Here is a 25,051-nt window from a genome sequence, read left to right as displayed (position 1 = left end):
TGTCCCGATCCCCCGGTCCAGGCCTACCGTCGACCCGAACGCGCCGACCGGCCGGCCCCGGCGCCGGCCGGCACCCCGCCGCGACGGAGGCCTGGGCGATGGCGACGTTCGTGCTGGTGCACCCCGCCTGGCTCGGGGGCTGGGGCTGGCGGAAGCTCACGCCGCGGCTCCGCGGAGCCGGGCACGACGTGGTCACACCGACGCTCACCGGGCTCGGCGAGCGGGCGCACCTGCTCGACCACGGCATCGACCTGCTCACCCACGTCGAGGACGTCGTCAGCGTCCTCACCTACGAGGACCTCGACCGGGTCGTGCTGGTCGCCAGCAGCTCCGGGGGCGCGGTGGTCACCGGGGTCGCCGACCGGGTGTCGGAGCGGGTGGCCGAGGTGGTCTACCTGGACGCCTTCGTGCCCGAGGACGGCCAGTGCGTGTTCGACCTGGTCGCTCCGGAGCGGCGGTCGGCGTTGGAGGATCTGGTGGCCACCGAGGGCAACGGGTGGCTGCTGCCCCGGTTCGCGCCGCCGCCGTGGCCGGAGATCCTGCCCCGGCTGTGGGGGGTCACCGACCCGGACGACGTCGCGTGGGCCGAACCGCGGCTGCGGGCCACCCCGGTGGGCCACTTCACCCGCCCGCTCCACCTGGGCGACGCCGTCTCGGGCCTGCCGCGCAGCTACGTGCGGTGCACCCGTTTCCCGCACGCCGGGTTCGACCGGTGGGCGCAGCGGGCGGCCGAGTCGCCGGGGTGGCGGCACCGCACCCTCGACTGCGGGCACCTCGCCTACGTCTCCGACCCGGACGCCGTCGCCGCCGTCCTGCTCGACCTGGTGACCGACTGGAACGGCCCCTCTCCAGGGTCCCGCCGCGAGCCTGCGAGTGGTGGGGGGTAGGAGAAGGACCCCCTCCTCCCCACCCCTCGCACGCTCGGGGCGGTGCCCGGGAGGGGGCCGTCAGCGGGCGCCGGGCCGTCAGCGGGCGCCGCGCTCCCGCGCCAGCGCGACGTAGTGCTCGACCGCGGCCGGGTCGTCGACCGCTCCGACGTTGAGCGCCCTGGCCGGGTCGACGCCCTGGAACAACCGTTTGAGCGGGACCTCCAGGCGCTTGCCGGTGCGCGTGTGCGGCACGCCGGGGACGGCGATGACCTCGTCGGGCACGTGCCGGGGGCTGGCCTGGCGGCGGATGGCGTCCTTGATCGCGGACTCGAGCTCGGGGGTCAGCTCCCGGCCCTCGGCCAGCTTCACGAACAGCGGCATCCAGTAGCCGCCGTCGCGCTGCTCGACGCCCAGGACGACGCAGTCGGCGACCTCGGGGATCGCCTCGACGGCGGCGTAGATGTCGGCGGTCCCCATGCGGACGCCGCCGCGGTTGAGCGTGGAGTCCGAGCGGCCGGTGATGACGCAGGTGCCGCGCTCGGTGACCTCCATCCAGTCGCCGTGCCGCCAGACGCCGGGCCAGGGTTCGAAGTAGGCCTCGCGGTAGCGGCTGCCGTCGGGGTCGTTCCAGAAGTACAGCGGCATCGACGGCATCGGCTCGGTGACCACCAGCTCGCCGAGCTCCCCGACGACCGGCTCGCCCTGCTCGTCCCAGGAGGCGGCCGCCACCGCGAGCATCGGACGCTGCAGCTCGCCGGCGGTGACGGGCAGCAGCGGCGAGCTGCCGACGAAGCCGGTCGCGACGTCGGTCCCACCGGAGAGCGAGCCGAGGAAGACGTCGGATCCCACCGCGTCGTACACCCAGGAGAAGGCCGACGCCGGCAGCGGGGAGCCGGTGGAACCGATGTACCGCAGCGCCGACAGGTCGTGGGTCTCCCCGGGGCGGATGCCGGCCTTCTCGCACGCGGTGAGGTAGCCGGCGCTGGTGCCGAGGTAGGTCAGCCGGGTCCGCGCCGCGAGAGCGAACTGGGCGTCGATCGACGGGTACGCCGGAGCCCCGTCGTGGACGACGACGGTGGCGCCGCAGAGCAGCGCCGAGGCGGCGATGTTCCACATGATCCAGGCGGTGGAGGCGTACCAGTAGAACCGGTCGCCGGGGCGGACGTCCCCGTGCAGGGCGAGCTGCTTGCGCTCCTCCAGGGTGATCGCACCGTGGCCGTGGACGATGCCCTTGGGCAGGCCGGTCGTGCCCGAGGAGTAGACGATCCACAGCGGGGCGTCGAAGGGCACCTGCTCGAACCGCGGCTCCTGCTCGTCGGCGACGGCCTCGGCCCACGCGACGGCGTCGTCCGGCAGCTCGTCGGGGTGCAGCCGCGGGACGGCGATCGTCGTCCGCACGCTGGGCAGCGCGGCGCGCAGCTCGCGGACGACGTCGCGGCGGTCGTACTCCTTCCCGTTGAAGCGGTAGCCGTCGACGGCGACCAGCACGGCGGGCTCGATCTGGGCGAACCGGTCGAGGACCGCGCGGGTGCCGAAGTCGGGGGCGCAGGAGGACCAGACCGCGCCGACGGCGGCCGTGCCGAGGAAGGCGACGACCGCCTCGGGGACGTTGGGCAGGTACCCGGCGACGCGGTCGCCGCGCCGGACACCGAGCCGGCGGAGGGTGGCGGCGAAGGCACCGACCCGGGCACGCAGCTGCGCCCAGCTGACCTCGACCGGCTCGCGGTCCTCGGCGACGGCGATCAGGGCGGGCGAGTCGGCGGGCACGGTGCCCTCGGCGCCCGGCCGGAGCGCCTGCTCGGCGAAGTTGAGCGTGGTGCCGGGGAACCACTCGGCGCCGGGCATCTCCCGCCGGGGGAGGACCCGGTCGTCGGGGACGCCGGGCAGCACGCCGCTCCAGGTGGCGAAGTCGCCCCAGAACTGGTCGAGGTGCTCGACCGACCAGCGCCAGATCGCGTCGTAGTCGGGCGGGTCGCCGAAGTCGAGACCGCGCCGCTCGGCCACCCAGCCGGCGAACCGCGCGAGCTGGGTGGTCCGCACGGACTCCGGGGTGGGGCGCCACAGGACCGCGGGCTCGGCAGACGTGTCAGCACTCACACCGGGCACCTTGCCACTCCGGGGCGGCCACGAGGCAGCGCCGATCGGGCGAGGCCAGCAAGATGGGCAGGGTGACCCGCTCCGCACAGCTCCCCGGGAGGGGAACCGCATGAGCGAGCCCGGCGACGTCGACCGGAACGTCCTCGGCGGTCCGCTGCGGCCGTGCAGCACCGACCCGATGACCGGCTTCTACCGGACCGGTGTCTGCAGCAGCGGGCCGGACGACGTCGGCAGCCACACCGTCTGCACCGTGGTGTCGGCGGAGTTCCTCGCCCTGCAGCGCGAACTGGGGAACGACCTCACCACCCCCCGCCCGGAGTACGGCTTCCCCGGCCTGCGCCCCGGCGACCGCTGGTGCGTGGTCGCCGCGCGGTGGCTGCAGGCCTACCAGGCGGGGGTGGCCGCCGGCGTCGTCCTCGCGGCCACCAACGCCCGCGCGCTCGACGTCGTCCCGATGGAGGCGCTGCGGCAGCATGCGGTCGACGTCCCTGACGACCTCAGCGGCCTGGACTGAGAGAGGACCCCCTTGCCCCCCCACCACTCGCACGTTCGCGGCGGGGCCCGGCAAGGGAGCCGCCAACCGCCTCACACGACGAGGAGAACCATGAGCGACCTGTTGGACCTGCCCGTGGCAACCCTGGAGGGCGAGGAGACCACCGTCGGCGCCCTGACCGGCGGCCGCGCGGCGCTGGTGGTGAACGTGGCCAGCCGGTGCGGTCTCACGCCCCAGTACACCCAGCTCGAGGCGCTGCAGCGCGAGTACGGGCCCCGCGGCTTCACCGTCCTCGGCGCCCCCTGCAACCAGTTCATGGGTCAGGAGCCGGGCACGGCGGAGGAGATCGCCGGCTTCTGCTCGGCCACCTACGGGGTGACCTTCCCGATGACCGACAAGCTCGAGGTCAACGGTCCCGGCGCGCACCCGCTCTTCCAGCGCCTGACCGAAGCCCCCGACCCGGGCGGGGAGGCCGGCGAGGTCCAGTGGAACTTCGAGAAGTGGGTGCTGTCGGCCGACGGCGAGGTGGTGGCCCGGTTCCGCCCGCGGACGCAGCCCGACGCCCCCGAGGTCCGGCACGCGATCGAACAGGCCCTGAGCCGGTGAGCACCCGGGCCGACCTGCACTTCTGGTTCGACCCGGTGTGCCCGTTCGCCTGGCTGACCAGCACGTGGGTCCGCCGGGTGTCGGCGCAGCGCGACGTCGCCGTCGAGTGGCGGCTGATCTCGCTGCGGCTGCTCAACCGGCACGTCGACTACGACGCGCAGTTCCCGCCCGACTACGAGGCCGGCCACACCGCCGGCCTGCGCCTGCTCCGGGTCGCCGCCCGGACCCGCGCCGAGCACGGCCCCGAGGCCCTCGACCCGCTCTACGCCGCGATGGGCGAGCGCATCTTCGAGTCCGAGCAGGTCCCCGGCCGCGAGTCCCGCGGCCGGCGCGAGCTGGTGCTGCCCGTCCTGGCCTCCGCCGGACTCCCGGCCGACCTCGCCGACGCCCTGGACGACGAGTCGTGGGACGCCGAGATCCAGGCCGAGACCGACGAGGCGCTCCGCCTGACCGGCAAGGACGTCGGGACGCCGATCCTCCAGTTCGGCCCGCCCGACGGCCCCGCCTTCTTCGGCCCGGTGATCAGCCGCCTGCCGGGCGACGCGGAGGCCCTCGAGCTGTGGGACCACGTCGTCGCCCTCGCCCGGTTCCCGGGGTTCGCCGAGCTCAAGCGCAGCCTCCGCGAGCAGCCCCAGCTGCCGTCGTTCGGCGTCCGCCCCGGAGAGGTCGGCCGCCAGGAGGACTGGCACGGAGGGAGCCGCCGGCAGCACCGGTGACCGGACCGGCTGTCCAGTGGGTAAGGTGAGGCTCGCCTATCCCCTGTCGTCCGCCTCAGGAGCCGCTCGTGTCCTCGACGACCGACGCCGCTCCCCCGGCACCCGAGGCGCTCGCCCCGCGACGACGGTCCGGCCTGCTGCGCGGCCGCAGCAGCCGGCTGCTCGCCGTCCTCGTGCTGCTCGCCCTGGTCGCGCTGGCCGCCGCGCTGAGCATCGCGGTCGGCACCCGCTCGATCGGCCTGGGCACCGTCTGGGAGGCCCTGACCCACCCCGACCTGGGCACCGAGGAAGCGGTGATCGTCCACGAGCTGCGGCTGCCGCGCACCGTGCTCGGGCTGATGGTCGGCCTGGCACTCGGTGTCGCCGGCGCCCTCACCCAGGGCCACACGCGCAACCCGCTCGGCGACCCCGGCCTGCTGGGCGTCACCGCCGGGGCCTCGCTCGGCGTGGTCCTGGCCATCTGGCTGCTCGGCATCACCACGCCCGCCGGCTACGTCTGGTTCGGCTTCGCCGGTGCGCTGGTCGGCACGGTCCTGGTCTTCGCGCTCGGCTCCGTCGGCCGCGGCGGCGCCACCCCGGTGACCCTCGCCCTGGCCGGCGCCGCGCTCTCGGCGCTGCTGTACGCGCTGGTCCGGGCGATCCTCGTCACCGACGCCGACAGCCTCGACAGCTTCCGCTTCTGGGTGGTGGGGGCGCTGGCCGGCCGCGGCGCCGACATCGCCTGGCAGGTCGCGCCGTTCCTCGCGGTCGGGGTGGTCCTGGCGCTGGTCAACGCGCAAGCGCTCGACCTGCTCGGCCTCGGCGAGGACGTCGCCCGCGGGCTGGGCCAGCGGGTCTGGCTGGCCCGCCTGGTCGGCCTGGCCGCGGTGACGCTGCTCTGCGGCGCGGCCACCGCCGCCTGCGGGCCGATCGCGTTCGTCGGGCTGGTCGTCCCGCACGTGGTCCGGGCGTTCACCGGTCCGGTGCACCGCTGGCTCATCCCCTGCTCGGGCCTGCTGGGGGCCGCGTTCCTGCTCCTCGCCGACGTGGTCGGCCGGGTCGTCGCCCGGCCCGGCGAGGTGCAGGTCGGCATCGTCCTCGCGCTGCTCGGCGCGCCGTTCTTCATCGCGCTCATCCGCCGCCGCCGGCTGGCCGGCCCGTGACCGAGCTCGCGGGGTGCCGCACGGGCAGCGCACGGCCCGGCACGGGGGCGACGAGCGCCGGCGAGGCGACGGCGTGACGGCGACCGTGGAGCGGCGCGGGGAGGCCGTCGAGCACCCCGGGCAGACCGTCGTCCGCCTGGGCCCGCTGTCCGGCCGCATCCGCTGGCGGCAGCTGAGCGTCCCCGCGGTGGCCGCCGTGGCCGCCGTCCTGCTCGGCGCGGTCAGCCTGGGCCGCGGCGACTTCCCGATCGGGGTGGCCGACGTGCTGCGCACCCTGGTCGGCCTCGGGGAGCAGCGGCAGGAGTTCATCGTCCTGCAGCTGCGGGCGCCGCGGGTCGTCGTCGGGGCCCTCGTCGGCATCGCGTTCGGTGTGGCCGGCGCGCTGTTCCAGACCTTCGCCCGCAACCCGCTGGCCTCCCCGGACATCCTCGGCATCACCCAGGGGGCGTCGGTCGGCGCGGTGGCGGCGATCGTCCTGGGCGGCGGCGCCGGTGCGACGGGGCTGCTCGGCGGGCTCGGCGTCCCGCTGGCGGCCCTGGTCGGGGCCCTGGTCACCGGCGTCCTGCTGTTCGGGCTGGCCTGGCGCCGCGGCGTCGACGGCTACCGCCTGGTCCTCGTCGGCATCGCCCTGTGGGCGGTCGCCTCGGCGCTCACCGACTGGCTGCTCACCCGCGCGGAGATCTTCGACGCGGCGGCCGCCTACGTCTGGATCACCGGCTCGCTCAACGCGCGCACCTGGGGCCAGGCGGTGCCGCTCGCACTCGCCCTCGCCGTCCTGCTCCCGGCGGCGCTGGCCACCAGCCGGGCCCTGGCCGTGCTGCAGTTCGGTGACGACACCGCCCGCGGCCTGGGGCTGCGGTTGGCCGCCACCCAGGCCGGGGTGGTCCTCGTCGCGGTGGCGCTCACCGCGGCCGCCGTCTCCGCCGCGGGGCCGATCTCCTACGTCGCCCTGGTCGTGCCGCAGATCGCCGTCCGGCTGGCCGGGGGCTCGCGGCCGCCGCTGCTCGCCTCCGGGCTGCTCGGCGCGGCTCTGGTCCTCGGTGCGGACCTGCTGACCCGCACCGTCCTGCCCGAGGCCCTGCCGGTCGGCATCCTCACCGCCGTGGTCGGCGCGCCCTACCTGCTCTGGCTCCTCGTCCGTGGAAGGCGGCGATCCACGCTGTGACCAGCACCCTGTCCCACGCGCCCCCCATCGAGGCCGGACCGGTCCGTCTCGCCGCCGAGTCGGTCAGCCTGGCCTACGACGACCGGGTCGTCGTACGGGGTCTGGACCTGCAGCTCACCGACGGCTCGTTCACCGCGATCGTCGGCCCCAACGGCTGCGGCAAGTCCACCCTGCTGCGGGCGCTGGGCCGGCTGCTGCGGCCGACCGAGGGGCAGGTGCTGCTCGACGGGCACGCCATCGCGAAGACGCCGACCCGCGAGGTCGCCAAGGTGCTCGGCCTGCTGCCGCAGACGCCGATCGCGCCCGAGGGGCTCACCGTGGCCGACCTGGTCGCCCGCGGCCGGCACCCGCACCAGTCGTGGCTCAAGCAGTGGTCGCGCGGTGACGAGGCCGCCGTCGCCGAGGCCCTGGCGTGGACCGACATGTCCGAGCTCGCCGAGCGCCCGGTCGACGCCCTCTCCGGCGGTCAGCGCCAGCGCGCGTGGATCTCGATGGCACTCGCGCAGGGCACCGACCTGCTGCTGCTCGACGAGCCGACCACCTACCTGGACCTCTCCCACCAGATCGACGTCCTGGAGCTGGTCAGCCGGCTGCACACCGAGCGCGGGCGCACGGTCGCGGTGGTGCTGCACGACCTGAACCTGGCGGCGCGGTACGCCCAGCGGCTGGTGGCGATGAAGGACGGCGTCCTCGTCGCCTCGGGCACGCCGGCGGAGGTGCTCACCGAGCGGCTGCTGGCCGACGTGTTCGACCTCGAGGCGCGGATCGTGCCCGACCCGGTGGCCGGGACGCCGATGGTGGTGCCGGTCCGCCGCCTCCGCTGAGCCGACCGCCGGTATCGGAAGCGATACCGGCGTCCAGCAGCCTCACACGCGGGTATCGCTTCCGATACCGCTGTCGGGCGGGCCGGGCTAGCCGGCAACGCCCTGCCGCCAATAGCCCATGAACGCCACCGCGCTCCGCGGGACGCCGAGGTCGCCGACCAGGCGGCGGCGCAACTGCTTCACGACACCGGCCTCACCGGCCAGCCAGGCGTAGCAGCCGGCGGCGGCGTCCCCCTCGGGCACCTCCCACAGCAGCTCGGCGTCCACGTCGACGTCCTCCAGGTCTGCCGGCCGCCCGGAGGCGACGCCCAGCTCGCAGAGGGCGGCGTGCACCGCGGGCACCAGCAGCGTGCCGCGGGCCGCGCCCTCCCGCGGCAGCCAGCGCACGGTGACCCCCGCGGGCAGGGCGACGTTCAGCGCGTCGCCCGCGGTCGGCACCTCCAGCAGCGCGGTCACCGTCCGCGTGGCCGGCCCAGCGGCCAGCCCCTCGAGGATCGCGCACACCGCGGGGACCGCGGTCTCGTCGCCGGCCAGCAGCAGCGAGCGCGCCGCCGCGGGGGGCGCCCACTCCACGCCCCACATGCGGCCGCGCCCCGGCCGGTCGGGGCCCAGCAGGACGACGCGGTCGCCCGACGCGGCGGAGGCCGCCCAGCGCGCGGCCAGGCCGGCGTGGCCGTCCTCGATGCCGTGCAGGACGACGTCGACGTCGACCTCGCCGAGCTCGGGCCGGGCGGCGCGCACCGTGTAGGTGCGGATGTGCGGCCGCTGCTGCTCCGGCATCGCGCAGTACTCCGGGTACCAGGCCGAGCCGCAGTCCCTCAGCCGGCGCAGGCCGACCGGGTCGCGCGCCAGGACCAGCTTGAACCGCTGGTCGTCGCCGGCGACCCCGAACCCGGTGAGCTCCGGGCCGGCCAGCGTCAGGCGCAGGAAGCTCGGCCCGAGCCGCCGCACCGCGGCGACGGTCGCCTCGAAGAAGGCCCACCCCGGGGCGGTCACGACCTCCGGCTGCACGGTCGACGTCACGGCCAGCGCTCCGATCTCCGGCGGGCCAGCCCGTTGCGCCACCCGACTAAGGCAAGGCTAACCTGTGCCGCGCTCCGGGGGAACACCCCGGTCCCGACCTGCGAGGAGAACCGTTGCACCGCACGCCGCGCCGCCTGATCGGCGCCTCCCTCACCCTGGCCGCACTGCTCGCGGCCTCCGGCTGCGCCGGCGACGACCCCGCCGAGCCAGCCGGCGCCGGCGCCTCGGAGGAGGGCGGCTGGGAGTTCACCGACGACCTGGGCAACACCATCGAGCTCGACGAGGCCCCGACCCGCGTCGCCGGGCTGAACGACGTGATCTCCTCGCTGTGGAACTACGGCGTCGAGCCGGTCGGCTCCTGGGGGCAGACCTCCGCCGAGGAGGACGTCGCCTTCGCGGGCAAGGACCTCAGCGAGCTGGCGATCGTCGGCACCAGCTACGGCCAGATCGACCTCGAGGCGCTGGCCGCCGCCGACCCCGACCTCATCGTGACCGCGGTCTACCCGATCGACTCCGCCGGCACCATCGACGAGGCCCAGCCGATGTACGGCTTCGAGTCGCTCGAGCAGCAGGAACAGGTCGCCGCGATCGCGCCGATCGTCGCGATCGCCTGGCGCGGCTCGGCCGCCGACGTCATCGAGCGCACCCTCGAGCTGGCCGAGTCCATCGGCACCGACGACGAGCTGGTCAGCGCCGCGCGGGGGGACTACGAGGCGGCGTCCGCCGCGCTGACCGAGGCCGCGGCGAGCGGCGTGACGGTGCTGCCGGTGTACGCGTCCCCGAGCGACGGCTGGTGGATGGCCAAGGCCCCCGACGACCCCTCGCTGCACCTCTACCAGGACCTCGGCGTGCAGTTCGTCGACCCGGGCGGCGACGGCTTCTTCTGGCACGACGTCGGCTGGGAGGAGGTCCCGGACCACCCGAGCGACGTGATCCTCTACTCGCTGCGCCTGAGCATGTCGCCGGAGGAGTACGCGGCCCAGCCGACCGCCGCGCTGCTGCCCGCGGTGCAGAACGGACAGCTGTACCCGTGGAAGTACCTCGGGATGGACTACGCCGCCCAGGCCGGGTACATGCAGGAGCTCGCCGGCTACCTCTCCGCGGCGCGCAAGCTCACCTGAGCGACCGCAGCGGAGGGGGAGGGCGCGGGAGACGCGTCCCTCCCGCTCCGCTGCGCCCGCGCGGTCTGCGCCAGCCCGATCCCCACGAGGACGACGAGACCGCCGAGCACCTGCCAGCCCGAGAGCACCTGCTCCACCCACAGCCAGGCCACCCCGGAGGCGAGCACCGGCTCGACCGTGGCGACCAGCCCCGCCGTCGTCGGCGAGAGGTGCCCCAGCGCCGTGATCGACAGCCAGAACGGCACCATCGCCCCCAGGACGACGATCCAGGCGACGAGCACCCACAGCGGGAGCTCCAGCGAGCCGACGGACACCGGCACCGTCTCCGCCAGCACCGCGGTGTCGAACGTCGACCACGGCGCCGCCACCGACCAGAACAGCGCGGCGGCCACGAAGCTCCAGCAGGTCAGCGCCACCGGGTCACGGGTGGTCGTGCCCCGCTCCCCCATCAGGTAGTACGTCGCCAGGCACACCGCGGCGGCCAGGGCCGCGGCCACGCCGAGCGGGTCGAGAGAGCCGCCGCCCTGCCAGACCTCGGCCACGAGGACCAGCCCCGCCAGCGTCAGCAGCAGCGCGCCCCACACCCGGCCGTGCACCCGTTCCCCGCGGACCAGCCACACGTAGAGCGCGATCAACACCGGCGCGGTCAGCTCGAACACCAGCGCCACGCCGACCGGCAGCCGGCCGATCGCCACGTAGTAGAGGAACTGGGTCAGCGCGATGCCGACCACGCCGAAGACGGCGAGGAACGGCACCTCCCGCCGGGTCAGCCGCAGCCGCTGGGGCGCGGTGACGGCGAGGACGGCGAGCAGCCCCACGGCCGCCCCGGCGCAGCGCAGCGCGGTCAGCCGGGTCGAGGGCAGGCCGGCCTGCAGCGCGAGCGTGGAGACCGTGCCGTTGACCGCGAAGAACCCCGCGGCGGCGACGGTGGTGGCGTATCCGAGGGCGGGACGGGGCACGGGAGCCCAATGTAGTCCCCGAAACGACCCGAGCCCCCTACCGGCTCGGGACCCGCGTGGCCTCGAAGCGCTGCCGGACCCGGTAGCCCGCGCCGTCGGCGTCCTCCTCGGCGCGCCAGCGGAAGGAGTCCGCGCCGACCGCGGAGAACACCCAGCGCAGCCGCGTGCCGTCCCGCTCGCCCTCCAGGGCCAGCCCGTCGGCGGTGGGACGGGCGGTGAACGGGATCACCCAGCCGCGCTGCGGCCCGTGCCACGTCGACCGGTACGCGCCCAGCGCCTCGTCCCAGAACCGCAGGCTCAGCCCCCACTCGCCGTCGGGCGCGCCGGCCGCGCGGGCGACCCGGGACGGGCTGATCCAGACGTCAGCCACCGCCCGTCCGTCGAGCGCCCAGCCGAAGTGCCACTCGCCGTCCCGGACGCTCTCGCTGCCGTCGGCCGCGACGTCGACGACCCGGAGGTCCCAGCTGCCGATGAGCGGCGCGAACAGCCCGAGCCGGCCGGCCAGCTCCGGCCGGGGTGCCGCCGCGGGGAAGACCTCGGCGAGGACCCCGGTCACTGCACGTGCGCGGGGTCCACCCAGACGGCCTCCCAGACGTGGCCGTCCGGGTCGGTGAAGCTGGCGCCGTACATGAACCCGTGGTCCTGGGACGGCTTCCAGGGCTTGCCGCCGTTCGCCAGGGCGCGCTCCACCAGCTGGTCGACCTCCTCGCGGCTGCCGGCCGAGAGCGCGGTGAGCTGCGTGGTCGCCGCGGCGGGGTCGCCCACCTCGCCGGTGACGAAGTCGGCGAAGCGGTCCCGGGTCAGCAGCATCACCACGATGTTCTCGTCGATCACCACCGAGGCGGTCCGCTCGTCGGAGAACTGCTCGTTGAAGGAGAACCCGAGGCCGCCGTAGAAGGTCTTCGCCGCGGCCAGGTCGCTCACGGGCAGGTTCACGAAGATCATCCGCACGGTGGTCACTCCCGTCGTCCGGGGGCCCGGCCGGCCCCGTCGCGAGTAGGACGGGGCCGGCCGGCGGAACTCATCGGCGGTCGCTGCCGGGCACCGGGGAGCCGACGTCCCGCACCCGCCGGTCGCCGTCGGACGACCGGCGCTCCTCTACCTGGACCGCGGTGGTCCCCGTGGCGGTGTCCGGCACGCCGTCGCCGTCGGCGTCCGGCGCCGGCTCCACCACCAGGACGAAGTCCTCGCCGTGCTTGGTGATCCCCTCGACGACGGCCTGCTCCACCGCCTCGGCCGCGACCGTGCGGCGCAGCACCATCGGGTCCGAGCGCACGTCCTTGGCCAGCGACACCGCCAGACCCACCATCACCAGGGCGAACGGCAGCGCCGCGATGATCGTGAGGTTCTGCAGGCCGGTGAGCGCCTCGTCGCCGCCGACCAGCAGCATGATCGCGGCCACCGCACCCATGACCACGCCCCAGAAGACCACCGTCCCACGGCTCGGGGAGAGCGTCCCGCGCTCGGACAGCGAGCCCATCACGATCGACGCGGCGTCGGCGCCCGACACGAAGAAGATCGCCACCAGGGCCATGACCAGCACGGTCATCACCGTGGAGAGCGGGAAGGTCTCCAGGACGCCGAACAGCTGGCCCTCCGCGGTCGCCTGGCCGGCGACGTCCACGCCGCCGCGCTGCGCGGCGATGCCCGCCCCGCCGAAGACGGCGAACCAGACGAGGCTGACCACGCTGGGCACCAGCAGCACGCCGGTGACGAACTGCCGGATGGTGCGGCCGCGGCTGATCCGCGCGATGAACAGCCCGACGAACGGCGTCCAGCTGATCCACCAGGCCCAGTAGAAGACCGTCCAGCCCCGCAGCCAGGTGGCCATGGCATCGCCGCCCGTGGCCTCGGTGCGCGCGGCGATCCGGCCCAGGTCGCTGAAGTAGGTGCCGATCGTGGTCGGCAGCAGGTTGAGGGTGAACACGGTCGGGCCGGCCACGAACACGAACACGGCCAGGACGAGGGCCAGGACCATGTTCGTGTTGGCCAGCCACTGGATGCCCTTGGCGACGCCGGAGACCGCCGACGCGACGAACGCCGCGGTCAGGACGGCGATGACCACCACGAGCAGGCCGTTGCCGAGGTCCCCGGCCCAGCCGAGGACCTCCGCCCCGCTGCCGATCTGCAGCGCGCCCAGGCCCAGCGAGGCCGCCGATCCGAACAGCGTCGCGAAGATGGCGAGGACGTCGATCGTCTTCCCCGCCCAGCCCTCGGTGCGCCGGGTGCCGAAGAGCGGGGCGAAGGCGGCGCTGATCAGCTGCCGCCGGCCCCGCCGGAACGTGCCGTAGGCGATCGCCAGCCCGACCACGGCGTAGATCGCCCACGGGTGCAGCGACCAGTGGAACATCGTCGTCGCCATCGCCGTCTGCACCGCCTCGGGCGTCTCGGCCGCCACCGTCCGCGGCGGCGGGGAGACGTAGTGGGACAGCGGCTCGCTGACGCCGAAGAACATCAGGCCGATGCCCATGCCGGCGCTGAACATCATCGCGACCCACGAGACCGTGCGGAACTCCGGCGCCTCGTCGTCCCGGCCGAGCGGGATGCGGCCGTACCGCCCGGCGGCCAGCCACAGCACGTAGACCACGAAGGCCGACGCCAGCAGCACGAACAGCCAGCCGAGGTTGGTCTCCACCCACTCCAGCGCGGTGCCGCTGGCCGCGCCGAGGCCCTCCGGGGTCAGGAAGCCCCAGGCGACGAACGCCAGCGCGACGACGGCGGCGACACCGAAGACCGCGCGGTCGAGGGAGGCGCCGCGGTCCGCGGGCAGCGGTGGCGGCGGGGCCACGGCCGGGTGGGGCTCGGTGTCGGCGGACGGACTCGGTGTCGCTGGTGTACTCGTCACTGTGGTGCGTGGCGCCGGTGCCGGCGCTCCTCCCTCTCGATCGACGACGGACCCGCCGACGGCGCCCCGAGGAGGCCGACGGCAACCCCTCCACCGTCCGCACGCGGACGGCGGGGTGCAAACTCGCCGTGATCTGAGCGAGACCGCTGCAGGGCGGTCGGGCCCTGTGTGCCCACACGGTCACCCGGGCACACCCGGGACGTGCCGCGGACCTACCCGGGGAGGACAGCACCGTGACCGAGGCCCGGCCCCCGTGGTCGTCCCGACGCCGGAGACTGCTGGTCGGGTTGGGGGTGGGCGCCGCCCTCGGCGTCCTGGCCTCGCTGGTGCTGCCCGGCGAGTTCGGGGTCACCGCGCTGTTCCTGGGCGGCCTGTGCGGCTTCCTCCTCGTCGCGGCCGTCGTGGTCTTCCTCACCGTCCCCGGCCCGGACACGCTCGGGCACCTGCTGCGGCTGCCGCCCCTGGCCGGCGCGGTGTTCGTCGTCGCCGTCCTCCTGGCCCTGTCCGACCCCGCCGGTGAGCTGCGCTGGCTGTGGATCACGGCCGCCGTCGCGGCCGCGGCCTGGGCCGCCTTCGCCGTCTGGGAGACCCGGCGTTCCGGCGGGTGACCGGACGGCGAGACTGCCCGCATGGACCTGCCCGCAGCGCTGTACGAACCGGTAGACGGCGGCTACCGCGCCACCGCACTGACCATCGGCCCCTGGGACCCGGGTCTGCAGCACGCCGGCCCGCCCGCGGCGCTGCTGGCCCGCGAGGCGGAGCGGGCGAGCGGGATCGCCGGCGGGCAGACCGTCCGGCTGGCCTTCGACATCCTCGGCCCCGTCCCGGTCGGCCCGGTCGCGGTGAGCGCGCGGGTGCTGCGGCCCGGCCGGCGGATCGAGCTGGTGGAGGCGGTGCTCACGGCCGGCGGCGCCGACCGGGCGCTCATGCGGCTGACCGCGTGGCGGATGCGCGCCGACGAGTCGGACGTCACACCCCGGCCCGCCCCCACCCCTCAGCCCGGCCCGGCCATCCCCGGCCCGGACCGGAGCCGCCCGGAGACGGCCGACTTCTTCACCACGGACGTCGCCTACCACCGCGCCCTCGAGTGGCGGTTCGCCGCGGGCTCGTTCAACGCCCCCGGCCCCGCGGCGGCCTGGACCCGCCCGCTGTGCACCCTGGTGGACGGCGAGCCGATGACGCCGCTGCAGCACCTGCTGGTCATGACCGACGCGGCCAGCGGCATCTCCGCCGTCCTGGACTGGACCCGCGCGACGTTCGCCAACGTCGACCTCACCGTCGCGCTGGTGCGCCCGCCCGCGGGCGACTGGCTGGGCCTGGACGCGGCCACGACGATCGGTCCGGCCGGCGCCGCGCAGTGCTTCGCCGACCTCTACGACACCACCGGGCGGATCGGTCGGTCCGCGCAGTCGCTGTTCGTCGAGTCCCGGTGAGGCGACCCACATTGGCGCGAGCGCGCGGACTCGGTGAGGCTGGGACGTGATGGCCCCTCTCGACACACTCCTCACCTGGCTCGCCGGCCGCGGGCTGGAGATCGTCCTCATCCTGCTGGGCTCGGTGCTGCTGGCCCGCTTCGTCGCCTGGGGCGGGGAGCGGATCACCTCCCGCATCGACGCCCGGGCCACGGGCGGCGACGCGCTCGTCCGCTCAGAGGCCGCCAAGCACCGGCACTCACTGACCCAGGTCATCACCTGGACGCTGATCGTGCTGATCTACGCGATCGGCGTCTTCTTCGTCCTCGACCGGGCCGGCATCCCCATCGGCGGCCTGGTGGCCCCGGCGACCGTGCTCGGCGTCGGGCTCGGTTTCGGTGCGCAGCGGGTCGTCGGTGACGTCCTGGCCGGGTTCTTCATCATCACCGAGCGGCAGTACGGCTTCGGCGACGTCGTCTCCATCCAGGTGGTCGGCGGCGGCGACGAGGCCACCGGCACCATCGAGGACGTCACGCTCCGGGTCACCCGGCTGCGCTCGCCCAACGGCGAGGTGGTCACCCTCCCGAACGGGCAGATCGTCAAGGTCACCAACCTCTCCCGCGACTGGGCCCGGGCCGTCATCGACGTCCCGGTGCCGACGTCGATGGACGTCAACCGGGTCAACGAGATCCTCCGCGAGGTCGGCGCCGACGCGTTCCGCGACGCCCGGATGCGCCCGCTGCTGCTCGACCCGCCCAGCGTCATGGGCGTCGAGACGCTCGACCTCGAACAGGTCAACGTCCGCATGGTCGCCCGCACGCTGCCGGGCAAGCAGTTCGAGGTGGGCCGCGACCTGCGCGCCCGCATCGTGCTGTCCTTCCACCGCCAGGGCATGAACCTGCCGGCTCCGACCGCGGCCACGTCGACCGAGCTCTCCGGCGCCGGCGGGGACGGTGCCCGGTGACCCCGCGGCACAGCGACGGCGGCCCCGACGCCACGCACCAGATGCCCCCGCTGAGCACCGGCGAGGCGCCCGCGGTCAGCACCGCGCCGCCCATCGACCTGCGGCGGCGCTGGTGGTCGGCGGTGCCCCACCACCTCGGCCGCGCGCGGACGTCGACCGTCGTCCTCGCCGTCCTGTTCCTGGCGATCGGCACGCTCTACCTGTACGTCCGGCCCGAGTCGACCGCGTCCACCTCGGTCGACCCGGCCGGCGGCACCAGCGTGCCCGCGCCGGAGACCGGCCAGCCGACGGAACCGGCGGAGCCGGCCGAGACCAGCGCGCCGACGGAGACCACGGAGCCGACGGAGACCGGCGAGCCCACCACCGCGCCGGAGACCACGACTCCGACCCCGTCGCGGACCCCCTCGGCGCCGGCGAGGACGCCGGAGGAGGCGCCCGAGGAGGAGCCCACGCCGACGACCGAGGAGGAGCCGCCGGCCGTCGAGGAGGAGCCGGAGCCGACGCAGTCGCCGCTCACCACGGGTCCCGCGACGCCGTCCGACGCCACCGAGCCGTGACGGCCGCCACGCGCGGTCACCTGCAAGGAGACGCGGCACGCCACACCCGCGCCGCGCAGGGCAGGATCAACACTCCGCACCTCGAACCCGCAGGTGCCCGAGGAGGGAGACACCCGTGGCCATCCGACCCCTGACCCGGCGCGGACGGGCGGCAGTCGCTGCCGCCGCCGGCCTCACCCTCGTCCTCGCCGGGTGCGGGGACGACTCCGGCGGGGACGCCGGGAGCGGTGGCGGCGGTGGGGGCGGCGCGGCGGCGACCAGCGAGCCGCTGCCCAGCGTCGAGGCCGACCAGGACCTCGCCGGCCGCGTGCCCGCGGCGATCGCCGAGGACGGTGTGATCACCGTCGGCAGCGACACCAGCTACGCGCCGAACGAGTTCATCGCCGAGGACGGCGAGACGATCGTCGGCTTCGACGTCGACCTGTTCACCCTCGTGGCGCAGAAGCTGGGTCTGGAGGCGCAGTTCGAGACCGCCGCCTTCGACTCGATCATCGCCGGCGTGGGCTCGGGGCGCTACGAGGCGGGTGTCTCCTCGTTCACGATCAACCCCGAGCGGCTGCAGCAGGCCAACATGGTCAGCTACTACGAGGCCGGCACCCAGTGGGCCACCAAGGCCGGCAACCCCGACGGCGTCGACCCCGACAACGCCTGCGGGCTGACCATCGCCGTCCAGAAGGCCACCGTCCAGGTCGACGACGTGACCGCCCGCTCGGAGGCCTGCGAGGCCGCCGGCGAGGAGCCGATCACGATCAACCAGTACGACCTGCAGAGCGACGCCACCGCGGCGATCGTCTCCGGCGCCGCGGTCGCCGGCCTGGCCGACTCCCCGATCATGGCCTACGCGGTGCAGCAGACCGGCGGCCAGCTCGAGCTGCTCGGCGACATCTACGACGCCGCCCCCTACGGCTACGTCGTCGCGCAGGACCAGGCCGAGTTCGCCCAGGCGGTGGCCGACGCCGTCCAGGCGCTCATCGACGACGGCACCTACACCGAGGTGCTCTCGCGGTGGGGCGTGGAGGACGGCGCCATCGACGACCCGACGGTGAACCCCACCGTCGGCTGACCGGAGTCCTCCGTCATGGCCGCCGAGGCCCCTGACACGACGGCCCGGCCGGCACCGCCCGAGAACATCCGGGCGGTGCCCGTCCGGCACCCGGGTCGCTGGATCGCCACCGCCGTCATCGCCGTGCTGGCGGCGATGTTCGTCCACATGCTGGCCACCAACCCGGTGTTCCAGTGGGACTTCATGCTCGACAACATGTTCGCGCCCCCGGTCCTCCGCGGGGCACGGACGACGTTGATCATGACCGTGCTGGCGATGGTGCTGGGGGTCCTGCTGGGCATCGTCCTGGCGGTCATGCGGCTCTCGCCCAACCCGGTCGTGTCGGGGGCGGCGTGGGCCTACATCTGGCTGTTCCGGGCGGTCCCCCGGATCGTGCTGCTGTTCTTCATCGCCAACCTCGGCGCGCTGTACGCCACCTACGAGATCGGCTTCCCCTTCGACCGGCAGCTGATGGACCTGTTCGGGTTCGACGCCGACCTGCGGCTGTTCGGCCTCAACGGCAACCAGATCTTCGCCGGGTTCACCGCCGGCCTGCTGGGTCTGGCGCTGTCCGAGGGCGCCTACATGGCCGAGATCGTGCGCGCCGGCATCCAGTCGGTGGACCCGGGGCAGGCGGAGGCGGCCAGCGCCCTGGGCCTCAGCCGCGGCAAGACGATGCGCCGGATCGTCCTCCCCCAGGCGATGCGCGTGATCATCCCGCCGACCGGCAACGAGACGATCGCGATGCTCAAGGACACCTCGCTGCTGATCGCCGTCCCGGTGACCAGCGAGCTGAACTTCCAGCTGCGGGCGATCGGCAGCCGGACGTTCCAGATCATCCCGATGGCCGTGGCCTCCATCCTCTGGTACCTGGCGCTGACCAGCCTCCTCATGGTCGGCCAGTACTTCCTGGAGAAGCGGTTCAGCCGGGGCTTCGGGGCGCGGGAGACCCGGGCGCAGCGGGCCGCCCGTCGGGCCGCCGACGTGGGGAGCTCGAAGTGACCGGGAACGGGCAGGTCATGGTCAAGGCCGAGGGCGTGCACAAGTCCTTCGGCTCCGTCCAGGTGCTCCGGGGCATCGACCTCGAGGTGGCCCCGGGCGAGGTGGTCTGCGTCATCGGCCCGTCCGGCTCGGGCAAGTCGACGTTCCTGCGCTGCATCAACCACCTGGAGAAGATCGACTCCGGCCGGCTGTGGGTGGACGGCCACCTGGTGGGCTACCGCGAGAAGGGCGGCAAGCTGCACGAGCTGCGCGACCGGGAGGTCGCCGCGCAGCGCCGCGACATCGGCATGGTGTTCCAGCGGTTCAACCTCTTCCCCCACATGACGGCGCTGGAGAACGTCGTCGAGGCGCCGACCCAGGTGAAGGGCCAGCGCAAGGAGGAGGCCCGCCGCCGGGGCGTCGAGCTGCTGGAGCGGGTGGGGCTCGGCGGGCGGGTGCACAACTACCCGAACCAGCTCTCCGGCGGGCAGCAGCAGCGGGTCGCCATCGCCCGGGCCCTGGCGATGGAGCCCAAGCTGATGCTCTTCGACGAGCCGACGTCGGCGCTGGACCCGGAGCTGGTCGGCGAGGTCCTCGACGTCATGCGGGGCCTGGCCGAGTCGGGGATGACGATGGTCGTCGTCACCCACGAGATGGGCTTCGCCCGCGAGGTGGGCGACACGCTGGTCTTCATGGACGAGGGCGTGGTGCTCGAGGCGGGCGACCCCCGGCGGGTGCTCACCGACCCGCAGCACCCGCGCTGCCGGGCGTTCCTGTCCAAGGTCCTCTGACCCGGGGCAGGCGGCTCCCTGCGGGGTCCCGCCGCGAGCCTGCGAGTGGTGGGGGCAGGCGGCTCCCTGCAGGGTCCGCCGCGAGCCTGCGAGTGGTGGGGGCAGGGGGTCCTTCTAGAAGCGCGTGACGACGGCGATGCCGGGGCTGCGGCCGACGTCGGCCAGCGCTACTCCCGCGTCGTCGAGGCCCAGCTCACGGGTCACCAGCCCCCGCGGGTCCAGCCGGCCTGCCGCGATGAGGCCCAGCAGCTCGGGATAGGCGTGCGCGGCCATGCCGTGGCTGCCGAGAACCTGCAGCTCCAGGGCGATCACCCGGTCCATCGGCACCGCCGGGCGTCCCTGCGCCGGTGGCAGCAGCCCGACCTGCACGTGGCGGCCGCGCGGGCGCAGGCACCGCACGGAGTTCTCGCAGGTGACCGCGGCGCCGAGCGCGTCGAGGGAGACGTGCGCCCCGCCGCCGGTCAGGTCCGCGACGGCGTCCGCGACGTCCCCGGCGCCGTCCACCGTGTGCTCGGCGCCCAGCCGGCGGGCCAGCTCCAGCGCCGCCGGGGAGACGTCGACGGCGACCACGCGGGCTCCTGCGCCGGCGGCGACCTGGACGGCGGAGAGGCCCACGCCGCCGCAGCCGTGCACCGCCACCCACTCCCCGGTTCGGACCGCGGCGACCTGCACCACCGCGCGGAAGGCGGTGGCGTACCGGCACCCCAGGCTCGCCGCGGTCGCGTCGTCCAGCTCCGCGGGGATGGCCGACCAGGTTGACGTCGGCGGCGTCCAGGGCGACGTACTCCGCGAGCGACCCCCGGTGGGTGAAGCCGGGCTGGGTCTGGTGCGGACAGACCTGGTGGTCCCCGGCCGCGCACTGCGGGCAGCGGCCGCAGGCGTTGACGAACGGCACGGTCACCCGGTCCCCCACCCGCCACCGGCGCACGCCCACGCCGACCGCGGCCACCATGCCGGCCAGCTCGTGCCCCGGCACGTGCGGCAGGGCGACGTCCGGGTCGTGCCCCTGCCACGCGTGCCAGTCACTGCGGCAGATGCCGCTGGCGCCGACCCGTACGACCACGCCGTCGGGTGCGGGGTCGGGCGGGGCCACCTCCCGCACGGTCAGCGGGCCGCCGAACTCGTCGAACACCAGTGCGCGCACCGGGGCAGCCTCCCGCACGAGCGGGCGACCCCCTCTGTCGGACCGGATTAGGCAAGGCTAACCTGCCCCGATGCTGACACGCCGGCTCCTGCCGCTCGCCCTCGTCCCCGCCCTGGCCCTGGTCGCCTGTGGCTCCGCCCCGGACACCGGCCAGGGGGCGGCCCCCGAGGCGGGCAGCGCCTTCCCGGTCACGATCGAGAACAGGTTCGGCACCACGGAGATCCCGGAGGAGCCGCAGCGGGTGGTCACCGTCGGCTTCAACGACCAGGACTTCGTGCTGGCCCTGGGCGTGACCCCCGTCGGTGAGCGCGAACTCCTGGGGGACTACGACGCCACGACCCGCCCCTGGGCGGAGGACCTGCTGCCGGCGGAGGACATCCCGACCGTCGGGGGTGAGGAGATCGACCTCGAGGCCGTCGCGGCCCTCGAGCCCGACCTCATCGTGGGCGTGTACTCCTTCATGGACCAGGCGGTGTACGACCAGCTGTCCGGCATCGCGCCGACGCTCGCGCAGACCGACGAGTACGCCGACGGTGCCACCCCGTGGCAGGAGCAGACCCTCCTCACCGGCCGGGCGCTCGGCCGCGAGGACGAGGCACAGCAGCTCGTCGACGACGTCGAGGGCCGGTTCGAGCAGGCGATCGACGAGAACTTCGCGTTCGCAGGCAGCTCGCTCGCCGTGGACCTCACGGGCGTCGGCTCGGGCCACTACCTGCTCGGCACGGACGACCTGCGCACCCAGTTCTTCTCCGACCTCGGCTTCACCGTCCCCGACACCAGCACCGACGTCAGCCGGGAGCGGCTGGACCTGCTGGAGGCGGACGTGCTCGCGGTGAACGGATACGACCAGGCGGACGCCGACGCGGACGCGCTGTTCTCCGCCCTCGACGTGGTGACCCAGGGCCGCACGGTCCTGCTCGGCAGCTACTCCGGCGACGTGTCCGCCGCGCTCGGCTTCGGCAGCCCGCTCTCGCTCCCCTACCTGCTGGACCAGGTCGTGCCGGCCCTGGCCCAGGCCGCCGACGGCGACCCGGCCACAGCCGTGGAGCACCCCACCGCCTGACGCGGCTCCGACGGAACGGGACGACCCCCTGCGAGGTCCTCGCCACGAGCCCGCGAGTGGTGGGGGCAGGGGGCCTCGTTCAGTCGGCGAAGTCGTCGCCAGGCACAGCCCCAGCGGGCGGCAGCGGACGGCGGACCACCGGCCGCACCCGGCGCGCGGCGGGCAGCCGCTCGGTGTAGCTGGCCGCGTTGCCGCGGATGTGGGCGAGGTCGTCGTCGTCGGTCTGCCGGATGACCTTTGCCGGGATGCCCGCGACGAGCGAGCCCGGCGGCACCTCTGTGCCCTGGGTGACGACCGCGCCCGCGGCGACGATCGACCCCGCGCCGATGTGCGCGCCGTTCATCACGACGCTGCCCATGCCGACCAGGACGTCGTCCTCCACCCGCGCGCCGTGCAGCACCACCCGGTGGCCGACGGTCACCCCGCGCCCGATGACCAGGGGGAAGCCGGGATCGGAGTGCAGGATGCTGCCGTCCTGCACGTTGGACCCCTCGCCGATCTCGATGACCTCGTGGTCGGCCCGGGCGACCGAGCCGTACCAGATGCTCGACCGCGGCCCCATGCTGACCGCCCCGACCACCACCGCCGTCGGGGCGACGAACGCGTCGTCGTCGATCTTGGGGGAGCCGAACTCCAGTTGCGCGATGTAGTTCTCGGCCACGGCGCCAGCACAGCACAGGAGGGGCCCGGGCGCACCGGTGCGGCGCACGGCAGACTCGGCGGCATGCCCGCGTGCCTGCCGCTGCTGCCCACCTCGATCGTGGGGAGCCTCCCCCAGCCCGACTGGCTCATCGACCGCGACCGGCTGGCCCACCAGTTCCCGCCACGGGTGCGCGCGAAGGAGCTGTGGCGGGTGGCCCCGGAGTTCCTCGCGGAAGCGCAGGACGACGCCACGCTGCTGGCGATCCGCGCGCAGGAGGAGGCCGGGCTGGACGTCCTCACCGACGGGGAGATCCGCCGGGAGTCCTACTCGAACCACTTCGCCACCGCGCTGGAGGGACTCGACCTCGACACCCCGGGCAGCGTGAGCAACCGCTCCGGCAAGCAGATCCCGGTGCCGCGGGTGGTCGGGGACGTCGCCCGCCGCGAGCCCGTGCAGACCGCCGACGTCCGCTTCCTGCGCGCGCACACCGACCGGACGGTCAAGATCACCGTGCCGGGGCCGTTCACGATGGCCCAGCAGGCGCAGAACGACCACTACGCCGACGACCGCGCCCTCGCGCTGGCCTACGCCGACGTCGTCCGAGCCGAGATCGCCGACCTGTTCGCCGCCGGCGCCGACATCGTGCAGATCGACGAGCCGTGGCTGCAGGCGCGGCCCGAGGTCGCCCGGCAGTACGGAGCGGAGGCGGTCACGAGGGCCGTCGAGGGCGCGCCCGGACCGGTGCACCTGCACCTGTGCTTCGGCTACGCCGCCATGGTCTCCGAGCGGCCCGAGGGCTACTCGTTCCTGCCGGAGCTGGCCGACACCCCGGTCGACACCGTCTCGGTGGAGACCGCCCAGTCGCACCTCGACCCGGCCCAGCTGCGCCCGCTGCGCGGCAAGGGCATCGCCCTCGGCGTCCTGGACCTGTCCACGCCGGAGGTGGAGACCCCCGAGGTCGTCGCCGACCGGGTCCGCCGCGCCCTGGACGACGTCGACGTCTCACGGCTGGTGCTCACCAGCGACTGCGGCCTCAAGTACCTGCCGCGCGCCTCGGCCGCGGGCAAGATGCGCTCCCTCGCCCTGGCCGCCGAGGCGCTGCGCGCGGAGGTCTGAGCCCGCGCCGTCCGGACCGGCGGACTCCGGCGGCCCGGACGGCGGGGGCGAGGGGGTCCTCTCAGACCAGGCCGTGGGCGTGGACGGCCTCGGCCACCTCCAGGAAGCCCGCCACGTTGGCGCCGAGCACCAGGTCGCCGGGGGACCCGTACTCCTCGGCGGTGGCGGAACAGCGGGCGTGGATGTCCCGCATGATCTCCTCCAGCCGCGCCTCGGTGTGCTCGAAGGTCCAGCGGTCGCGGGAGGCGTTCTGCTGCATCTCCAGCGCCGAGGTCGCCACCCCACCGGCGTTGGCGGCCTTGCCGGGGGCGAAGGCGACACCGGCGTCCCGGAACACCCGCACGGCCTCCGGGGTCGCGGGCATGTTGGCGCCCTCGACGACGTACCGGCAGCCGTTGCGGGCCAGGACCCCGGCTGCGTCGCCGTCCAGCTCGTTCTGCGTCGCGCTCGGGATCGCGACGTCGCAGGGGACGTCCCAGATGCTGCCGTCAGGCACGAAGGACGCCGACGAGACCCGGTCGGCATAGTCGGCGATCCGGCCCCGCTCGACCTCCTTGACCTGCTTGAGGACGTCGAGGTCGATGCCCTTCTCGTCGACGACGTGGCCGCTGGAGTCCGAGCACGCGACGACGGTGCCGCCGAGCTGGTGCACCTTCTCGACGCCGTAGACGGCGACGTTGCCCGAGCCGCTGATGCTGACCTGCTTGCCGTCGAAGGACTCCCCGGCTGCCTCCATCATCGCCGCGGCGAAGAACGCTGCGCCGTAGCCGGTGGCCTCGGTCCGCACCAGCGCGCCGCCCCACCCGAGCCCCTTGCCGGTGATGACACCGGACTCGTAGCGGTTGGTGATCCGCTTGTACTGGCCGAACAGGTAGCCGATCTCGCGGGCGCCGACGCCGATGTCGCCGGCCGGCACGTCGGTGTACTCGCCCAGGTGCCGGTAGAGCTCGGTCATGAACGACTGGCAGAACCGCATGACCTCGGCGTCCGACCGGCCCTTGGGGTCGAAGTCCGAGCCACCCTTGCCGCCACCGATCGGCATACCGGTCAGCGCGTTCTTGAACACCTGCTCGAAGCCGAGGAACTTGACGATGCCCAGGTTCACCGACGGGTGGAAGCGCAGCCCGCCCTTGTAGGGGCCCAGCGCGGAGTTGAACTCGACCCGGAAGCCTCGGTTGATGTGCACCTCGCCGCGGTCGTCCTGCCACGGCACGCGGAAGATGACCTGCCGCTCGGGCTCGCAGATGCGCTGGACCGTCTTCATCTCGGTGTACTCGCCGTGCCGGTCCAGCACGACGGCCAGAGAGTCCAGGACCTCGCGCACCGCCTGCAGGAACTCCGTCTCACCGCGGTTGCGCCGCAGCACCTCGCCGTAGATGCCCTGCACCGTCGCAGGGACCTCGCCGCTCATCCCGTCTCCCTCCGGTCGTGCCCAGCGCACGGTACGCAGGAGCGCGTCGAGCGCTGGACGGCGGGGC

General features: G+C 74.4%; 26 protein-coding genes and 1 pseudogene. 17 read left to right on the top strand and 10 right to left on the bottom strand.

What is annotated here, in order from left to right:
• Positions 1-98 precede the first annotated feature (98 nt).
• A complete protein-coding gene (locus tag ACI782_RS13575; RefSeq protein WP_456909990.1) occupies positions 99-887 on the top strand; it encodes an alpha/beta fold hydrolase in 789 nt (262 codons plus the stop codon).
• Positions 888-965: 78 nt separating this feature from the next.
• On the opposite strand, the gene ACI782_RS13570 is transcribed toward ACI782_RS13575, so the two are convergent.
• On the bottom strand, positions 966-2,966 hold the full coding sequence (locus tag ACI782_RS13570; RefSeq protein WP_456909988.1) for an acetoacetate--CoA ligase: 2,001 nt from the start codon (positions 2,964-2,966) through the stop codon (positions 966-968).
• 109 nt (positions 2,967-3,075) lie between these two features.
• On the opposite strand from ACI782_RS13570, the gene ACI782_RS13565 reads away from it, so the two are divergent.
• From ACI782_RS13565 to ACI782_RS13540, 6 genes are all read left to right on the top strand, one after another.
• On the top strand, positions 3,076-3,480 hold the full coding sequence (locus ACI782_RS13565; protein WP_456909986.1) for a DUF2237 family protein: 405 nt from the start codon (positions 3,076-3,078) through the stop codon (positions 3,478-3,480).
• A 90-nt stretch (positions 3,481-3,570) separates the two neighbouring features.
• Entirely contained in the window at positions 3,571-4,065 is a 495-nt protein-coding gene (locus ACI782_RS13560) for a glutathione peroxidase (RefSeq protein WP_456909985.1), read from the top strand.
• Positions 4,062-4,781, top strand: a complete 720-nt coding sequence (locus tag ACI782_RS13555) for a mycothiol-dependent nitroreductase Rv2466c family protein (RefSeq protein ID WP_456909983.1) — start codon at positions 4,062-4,064, stop codon at positions 4,779-4,781. The genes ACI782_RS13560 and ACI782_RS13555 overlap by 4 nt, the downstream gene beginning before the upstream one ends.
• 68 nt (positions 4,782-4,849) lie before the next feature.
• On the top strand, positions 4,850-5,923 hold the full coding sequence (locus tag ACI782_RS13550) for a FecCD family ABC transporter permease (RefSeq protein WP_456909981.1): 1,074 nt from the start codon (positions 4,850-4,852) through the stop codon (positions 5,921-5,923).
• Positions 5,924-5,996: 73 nt separating this feature from the next.
• Complete coding sequence (locus tag ACI782_RS13545; protein WP_456909979.1) at positions 5,997-7,088, top strand: FecCD family ABC transporter permease; 1,092 nt, start codon at positions 5,997-5,999, stop codon at positions 7,086-7,088.
• A complete protein-coding gene (locus tag ACI782_RS13540; protein WP_456909977.1) occupies positions 7,085-7,912 on the top strand; it encodes an ABC transporter ATP-binding protein in 828 nt (275 codons plus the stop codon). Before ACI782_RS13545 ends, ACI782_RS13540 begins: the two co-directional genes overlap by 4 nt.
• An 87-nt stretch (positions 7,913-7,999) precedes the next feature.
• Here the strand turns inward: ACI782_RS13540 and ACI782_RS13535 are convergent, their stop codons facing one another.
• Positions 8,000-8,935: a siderophore-interacting protein gene (locus ACI782_RS13535; RefSeq protein ID WP_456909975.1), complete on the bottom strand. Its 936-nt coding sequence runs from the start codon at positions 8,933-8,935 to the stop codon at positions 8,000-8,002.
• Between the two features lie 113 nt (positions 8,936-9,048).
• On the opposite strand from ACI782_RS13535, the gene ACI782_RS13530 reads away from it, so the two are divergent.
• The gene (locus tag ACI782_RS13530; protein ID WP_456909973.1) at positions 9,049-10,056 is read left to right on the top strand and encodes an ABC transporter substrate-binding protein; all 1,008 of its coding nucleotides are present in this window, start codon (positions 9,049-9,051) and stop codon (positions 10,054-10,056) included.
• Here ACI782_RS13530 and ACI782_RS13525 read toward each other — a convergent pair.
• From ACI782_RS13525 to ACI782_RS13510, 4 genes are all read right to left on the bottom strand, one after another.
• Positions 10,026-11,015, bottom strand: a complete 990-nt coding sequence (locus ACI782_RS13525; RefSeq protein WP_456909971.1) for an EamA family transporter — start codon at positions 11,013-11,015, stop codon at positions 10,026-10,028. The genes ACI782_RS13530 and ACI782_RS13525 overlap by 31 nt on opposite strands.
• A gap of 37 nt (positions 11,016-11,052) precedes the next feature.
• A complete protein-coding gene (locus tag ACI782_RS13520) occupies positions 11,053-11,571 on the bottom strand; it encodes a hypothetical protein (RefSeq protein WP_456909969.1) in 519 nt (172 codons plus the stop codon).
• Positions 11,568-11,975, bottom strand: a complete 408-nt coding sequence (locus ACI782_RS13515; protein ID WP_456909967.1) for a VOC family protein — start codon at positions 11,973-11,975, stop codon at positions 11,568-11,570. Before ACI782_RS13515 ends, ACI782_RS13520 begins: the two co-directional genes overlap by 4 nt.
• A gap of 61 nt (positions 11,976-12,036) precedes the next feature.
• Positions 12,037-13,803: a BCCT family transporter gene (locus ACI782_RS13510; protein WP_456909965.1), complete on the bottom strand. Its 1,767-nt coding sequence runs from the start codon at positions 13,801-13,803 to the stop codon at positions 12,037-12,039.
• A gap of 290 nt (positions 13,804-14,093) precedes the next feature.
• On the opposite strand from ACI782_RS13510, the gene ACI782_RS13505 reads away from it, so the two are divergent.
• From ACI782_RS13505 to ACI782_RS13475, 7 genes are all read left to right on the top strand, one after another.
• Positions 14,094-14,468, top strand: coding sequence for a hypothetical protein (locus tag ACI782_RS13505; RefSeq protein WP_456909964.1), 375 nt, complete (start codon positions 14,094-14,096; stop codon positions 14,466-14,468).
• 21 nt (positions 14,469-14,489) lie between these two features.
• The gene (locus ACI782_RS13500; RefSeq protein WP_456909962.1) at positions 14,490-15,293 is read left to right on the top strand and encodes a thioesterase family protein; all 804 of its coding nucleotides are present in this window, start codon (positions 14,490-14,492) and stop codon (positions 15,291-15,293) included.
• A 49-nt stretch (positions 15,294-15,342) separates the two neighbouring features.
• Positions 15,343-16,236 (top strand): mechanosensitive ion channel family protein, encoded by an 894-nt coding sequence (locus tag ACI782_RS13495; protein ID WP_456909960.1) that lies wholly within the window; start codon positions 15,343-15,345, stop codon positions 16,234-16,236.
• Entirely contained in the window at positions 16,233-16,793 is a 561-nt protein-coding gene (locus ACI782_RS13490; protein ID WP_456909958.1) for a hypothetical protein, read from the top strand. The genes ACI782_RS13495 and ACI782_RS13490 overlap by 4 nt, the downstream gene beginning before the upstream one ends.
• 115 nt (positions 16,794-16,908) lie before the next feature.
• Entirely contained in the window at positions 16,909-17,856 is a 948-nt protein-coding gene (locus ACI782_RS13485; RefSeq protein WP_456909956.1) for an ABC transporter substrate-binding protein, read from the top strand.
• Positions 17,857-17,871: 15 nt separating this feature from the next.
• Positions 17,872-18,837: an amino acid ABC transporter permease gene (locus tag ACI782_RS13480; RefSeq protein ID WP_456909954.1), complete on the top strand. Its 966-nt coding sequence runs from the start codon at positions 17,872-17,874 to the stop codon at positions 18,835-18,837.
• Entirely contained in the window at positions 18,834-19,607 is a 774-nt protein-coding gene (locus ACI782_RS13475) for an amino acid ABC transporter ATP-binding protein (protein ID WP_456909952.1), read from the top strand. Before ACI782_RS13480 ends, ACI782_RS13475 begins: the two co-directional genes overlap by 4 nt.
• Before the next feature lie 114 nt (positions 19,608-19,721).
• Here ACI782_RS13475 and ACI782_RS13470 read toward each other — a convergent pair whose 3' ends face one another.
• Positions 19,722-20,282, bottom strand: a complete 561-nt coding sequence (locus ACI782_RS13470) for a zinc-binding dehydrogenase (RefSeq protein WP_456909950.1) — start codon at positions 20,280-20,282, stop codon at positions 19,722-19,724.
• Between the two features lie 142 nt (positions 20,283-20,424).
• A pseudogene (locus ACI782_RS13465) lies at positions 20,425-20,670 on the bottom strand (alcohol dehydrogenase catalytic domain-containing protein); the annotation flags it as partial.
• 151 nt (positions 20,671-20,821) lie between these two features.
• Between ACI782_RS13465 and ACI782_RS13460 the strand changes: the two are divergent.
• Positions 20,822-21,814, top strand: a complete 993-nt coding sequence (locus tag ACI782_RS13460) for an ABC transporter substrate-binding protein (protein WP_456909948.1) — start codon at positions 20,822-20,824, stop codon at positions 21,812-21,814.
• A 79-nt stretch (positions 21,815-21,893) separates the two neighbouring features.
• Here the strand turns inward: ACI782_RS13460 and ACI782_RS13455 are convergent, their stop codons facing one another.
• Positions 21,894-22,475, bottom strand: coding sequence for a gamma carbonic anhydrase family protein (locus ACI782_RS13455; RefSeq protein ID WP_456909946.1), 582 nt, complete (start codon positions 22,473-22,475; stop codon positions 21,894-21,896).
• Between the two features lie 63 nt (positions 22,476-22,538).
• On the opposite strand from ACI782_RS13455, the gene ACI782_RS13450 reads away from it, so the two are divergent.
• The gene (locus tag ACI782_RS13450; RefSeq protein ID WP_456909944.1) at positions 22,539-23,573 is read left to right on the top strand and encodes a uroporphyrinogen decarboxylase family protein; all 1,035 of its coding nucleotides are present in this window, start codon (positions 22,539-22,541) and stop codon (positions 23,571-23,573) included.
• Between the two features lie 61 nt (positions 23,574-23,634).
• Here ACI782_RS13450 and gdhA read toward each other — a convergent pair whose 3' ends face one another.
• The gene (gdhA, locus tag ACI782_RS13445) at positions 23,635-24,984 is read right to left on the bottom strand and encodes an NADP-specific glutamate dehydrogenase (RefSeq protein WP_456909942.1); all 1,350 of its coding nucleotides are present in this window, start codon (positions 24,982-24,984) and stop codon (positions 23,635-23,637) included.
• Between the last annotated feature and the right edge of the window lie 67 nt (positions 24,985-25,051).

It is taken from the genome of Geodermatophilus sp. SYSU D00703 (assembly GCF_054050155.1).
This window is presented reverse-complemented; position numbering and strand designations above follow the sequence as displayed.

Excerpts from the sequence above, each read along its gene's own strand:
- ACI782_RS13575 (WP_456909990.1), top strand. The coding sequence starts at position 99 with ATGGCGACGTTCGTGCTGGTGCACCCCGCCTGGCTCGGGGGCTGGGGC.
- ACI782_RS13565 (WP_456909986.1), top strand. The coding sequence starts at position 3,076 with ATGAGCGAGCCCGGCGACGTCGACCGGAACGTCCTCGGCGGTCCGCTG.
- ACI782_RS13560 (WP_456909985.1), top strand. The coding sequence starts at position 3,571 with ATGAGCGACCTGTTGGACCTGCCCGTGGCAACCCTGGAGGGCGAGGAG.
- ACI782_RS13500 (WP_456909962.1), top strand. The coding sequence starts at position 14,490 with ATGGACCTGCCCGCAGCGCTGTACGAACCGGTAGACGGCGGCTACCGC.
- ACI782_RS13495 (WP_456909960.1), top strand. The coding sequence starts at position 15,343 with ATGGCCCCTCTCGACACACTCCTCACCTGGCTCGCCGGCCGCGGGCTG.
- ACI782_RS13480 (WP_456909954.1), top strand. The coding sequence starts at position 17,872 with ATGGCCGCCGAGGCCCCTGACACGACGGCCCGGCCGGCACCGCCCGAG.
- ACI782_RS13460 (WP_456909948.1), top strand. The coding sequence starts at position 20,822 with ATGCTGACACGCCGGCTCCTGCCGCTCGCCCTCGTCCCCGCCCTGGCC.
- ACI782_RS13450 (WP_456909944.1), top strand. The coding sequence starts at position 22,539 with ATGCCCGCGTGCCTGCCGCTGCTGCCCACCTCGATCGTGGGGAGCCTC.
- gdhA (WP_456909942.1), bottom strand. The coding sequence starts at position 24,984 with ATGAGCGGCGAGGTCCCTGCGACGGTGCAGGGCATCTACGGCGAGGTG.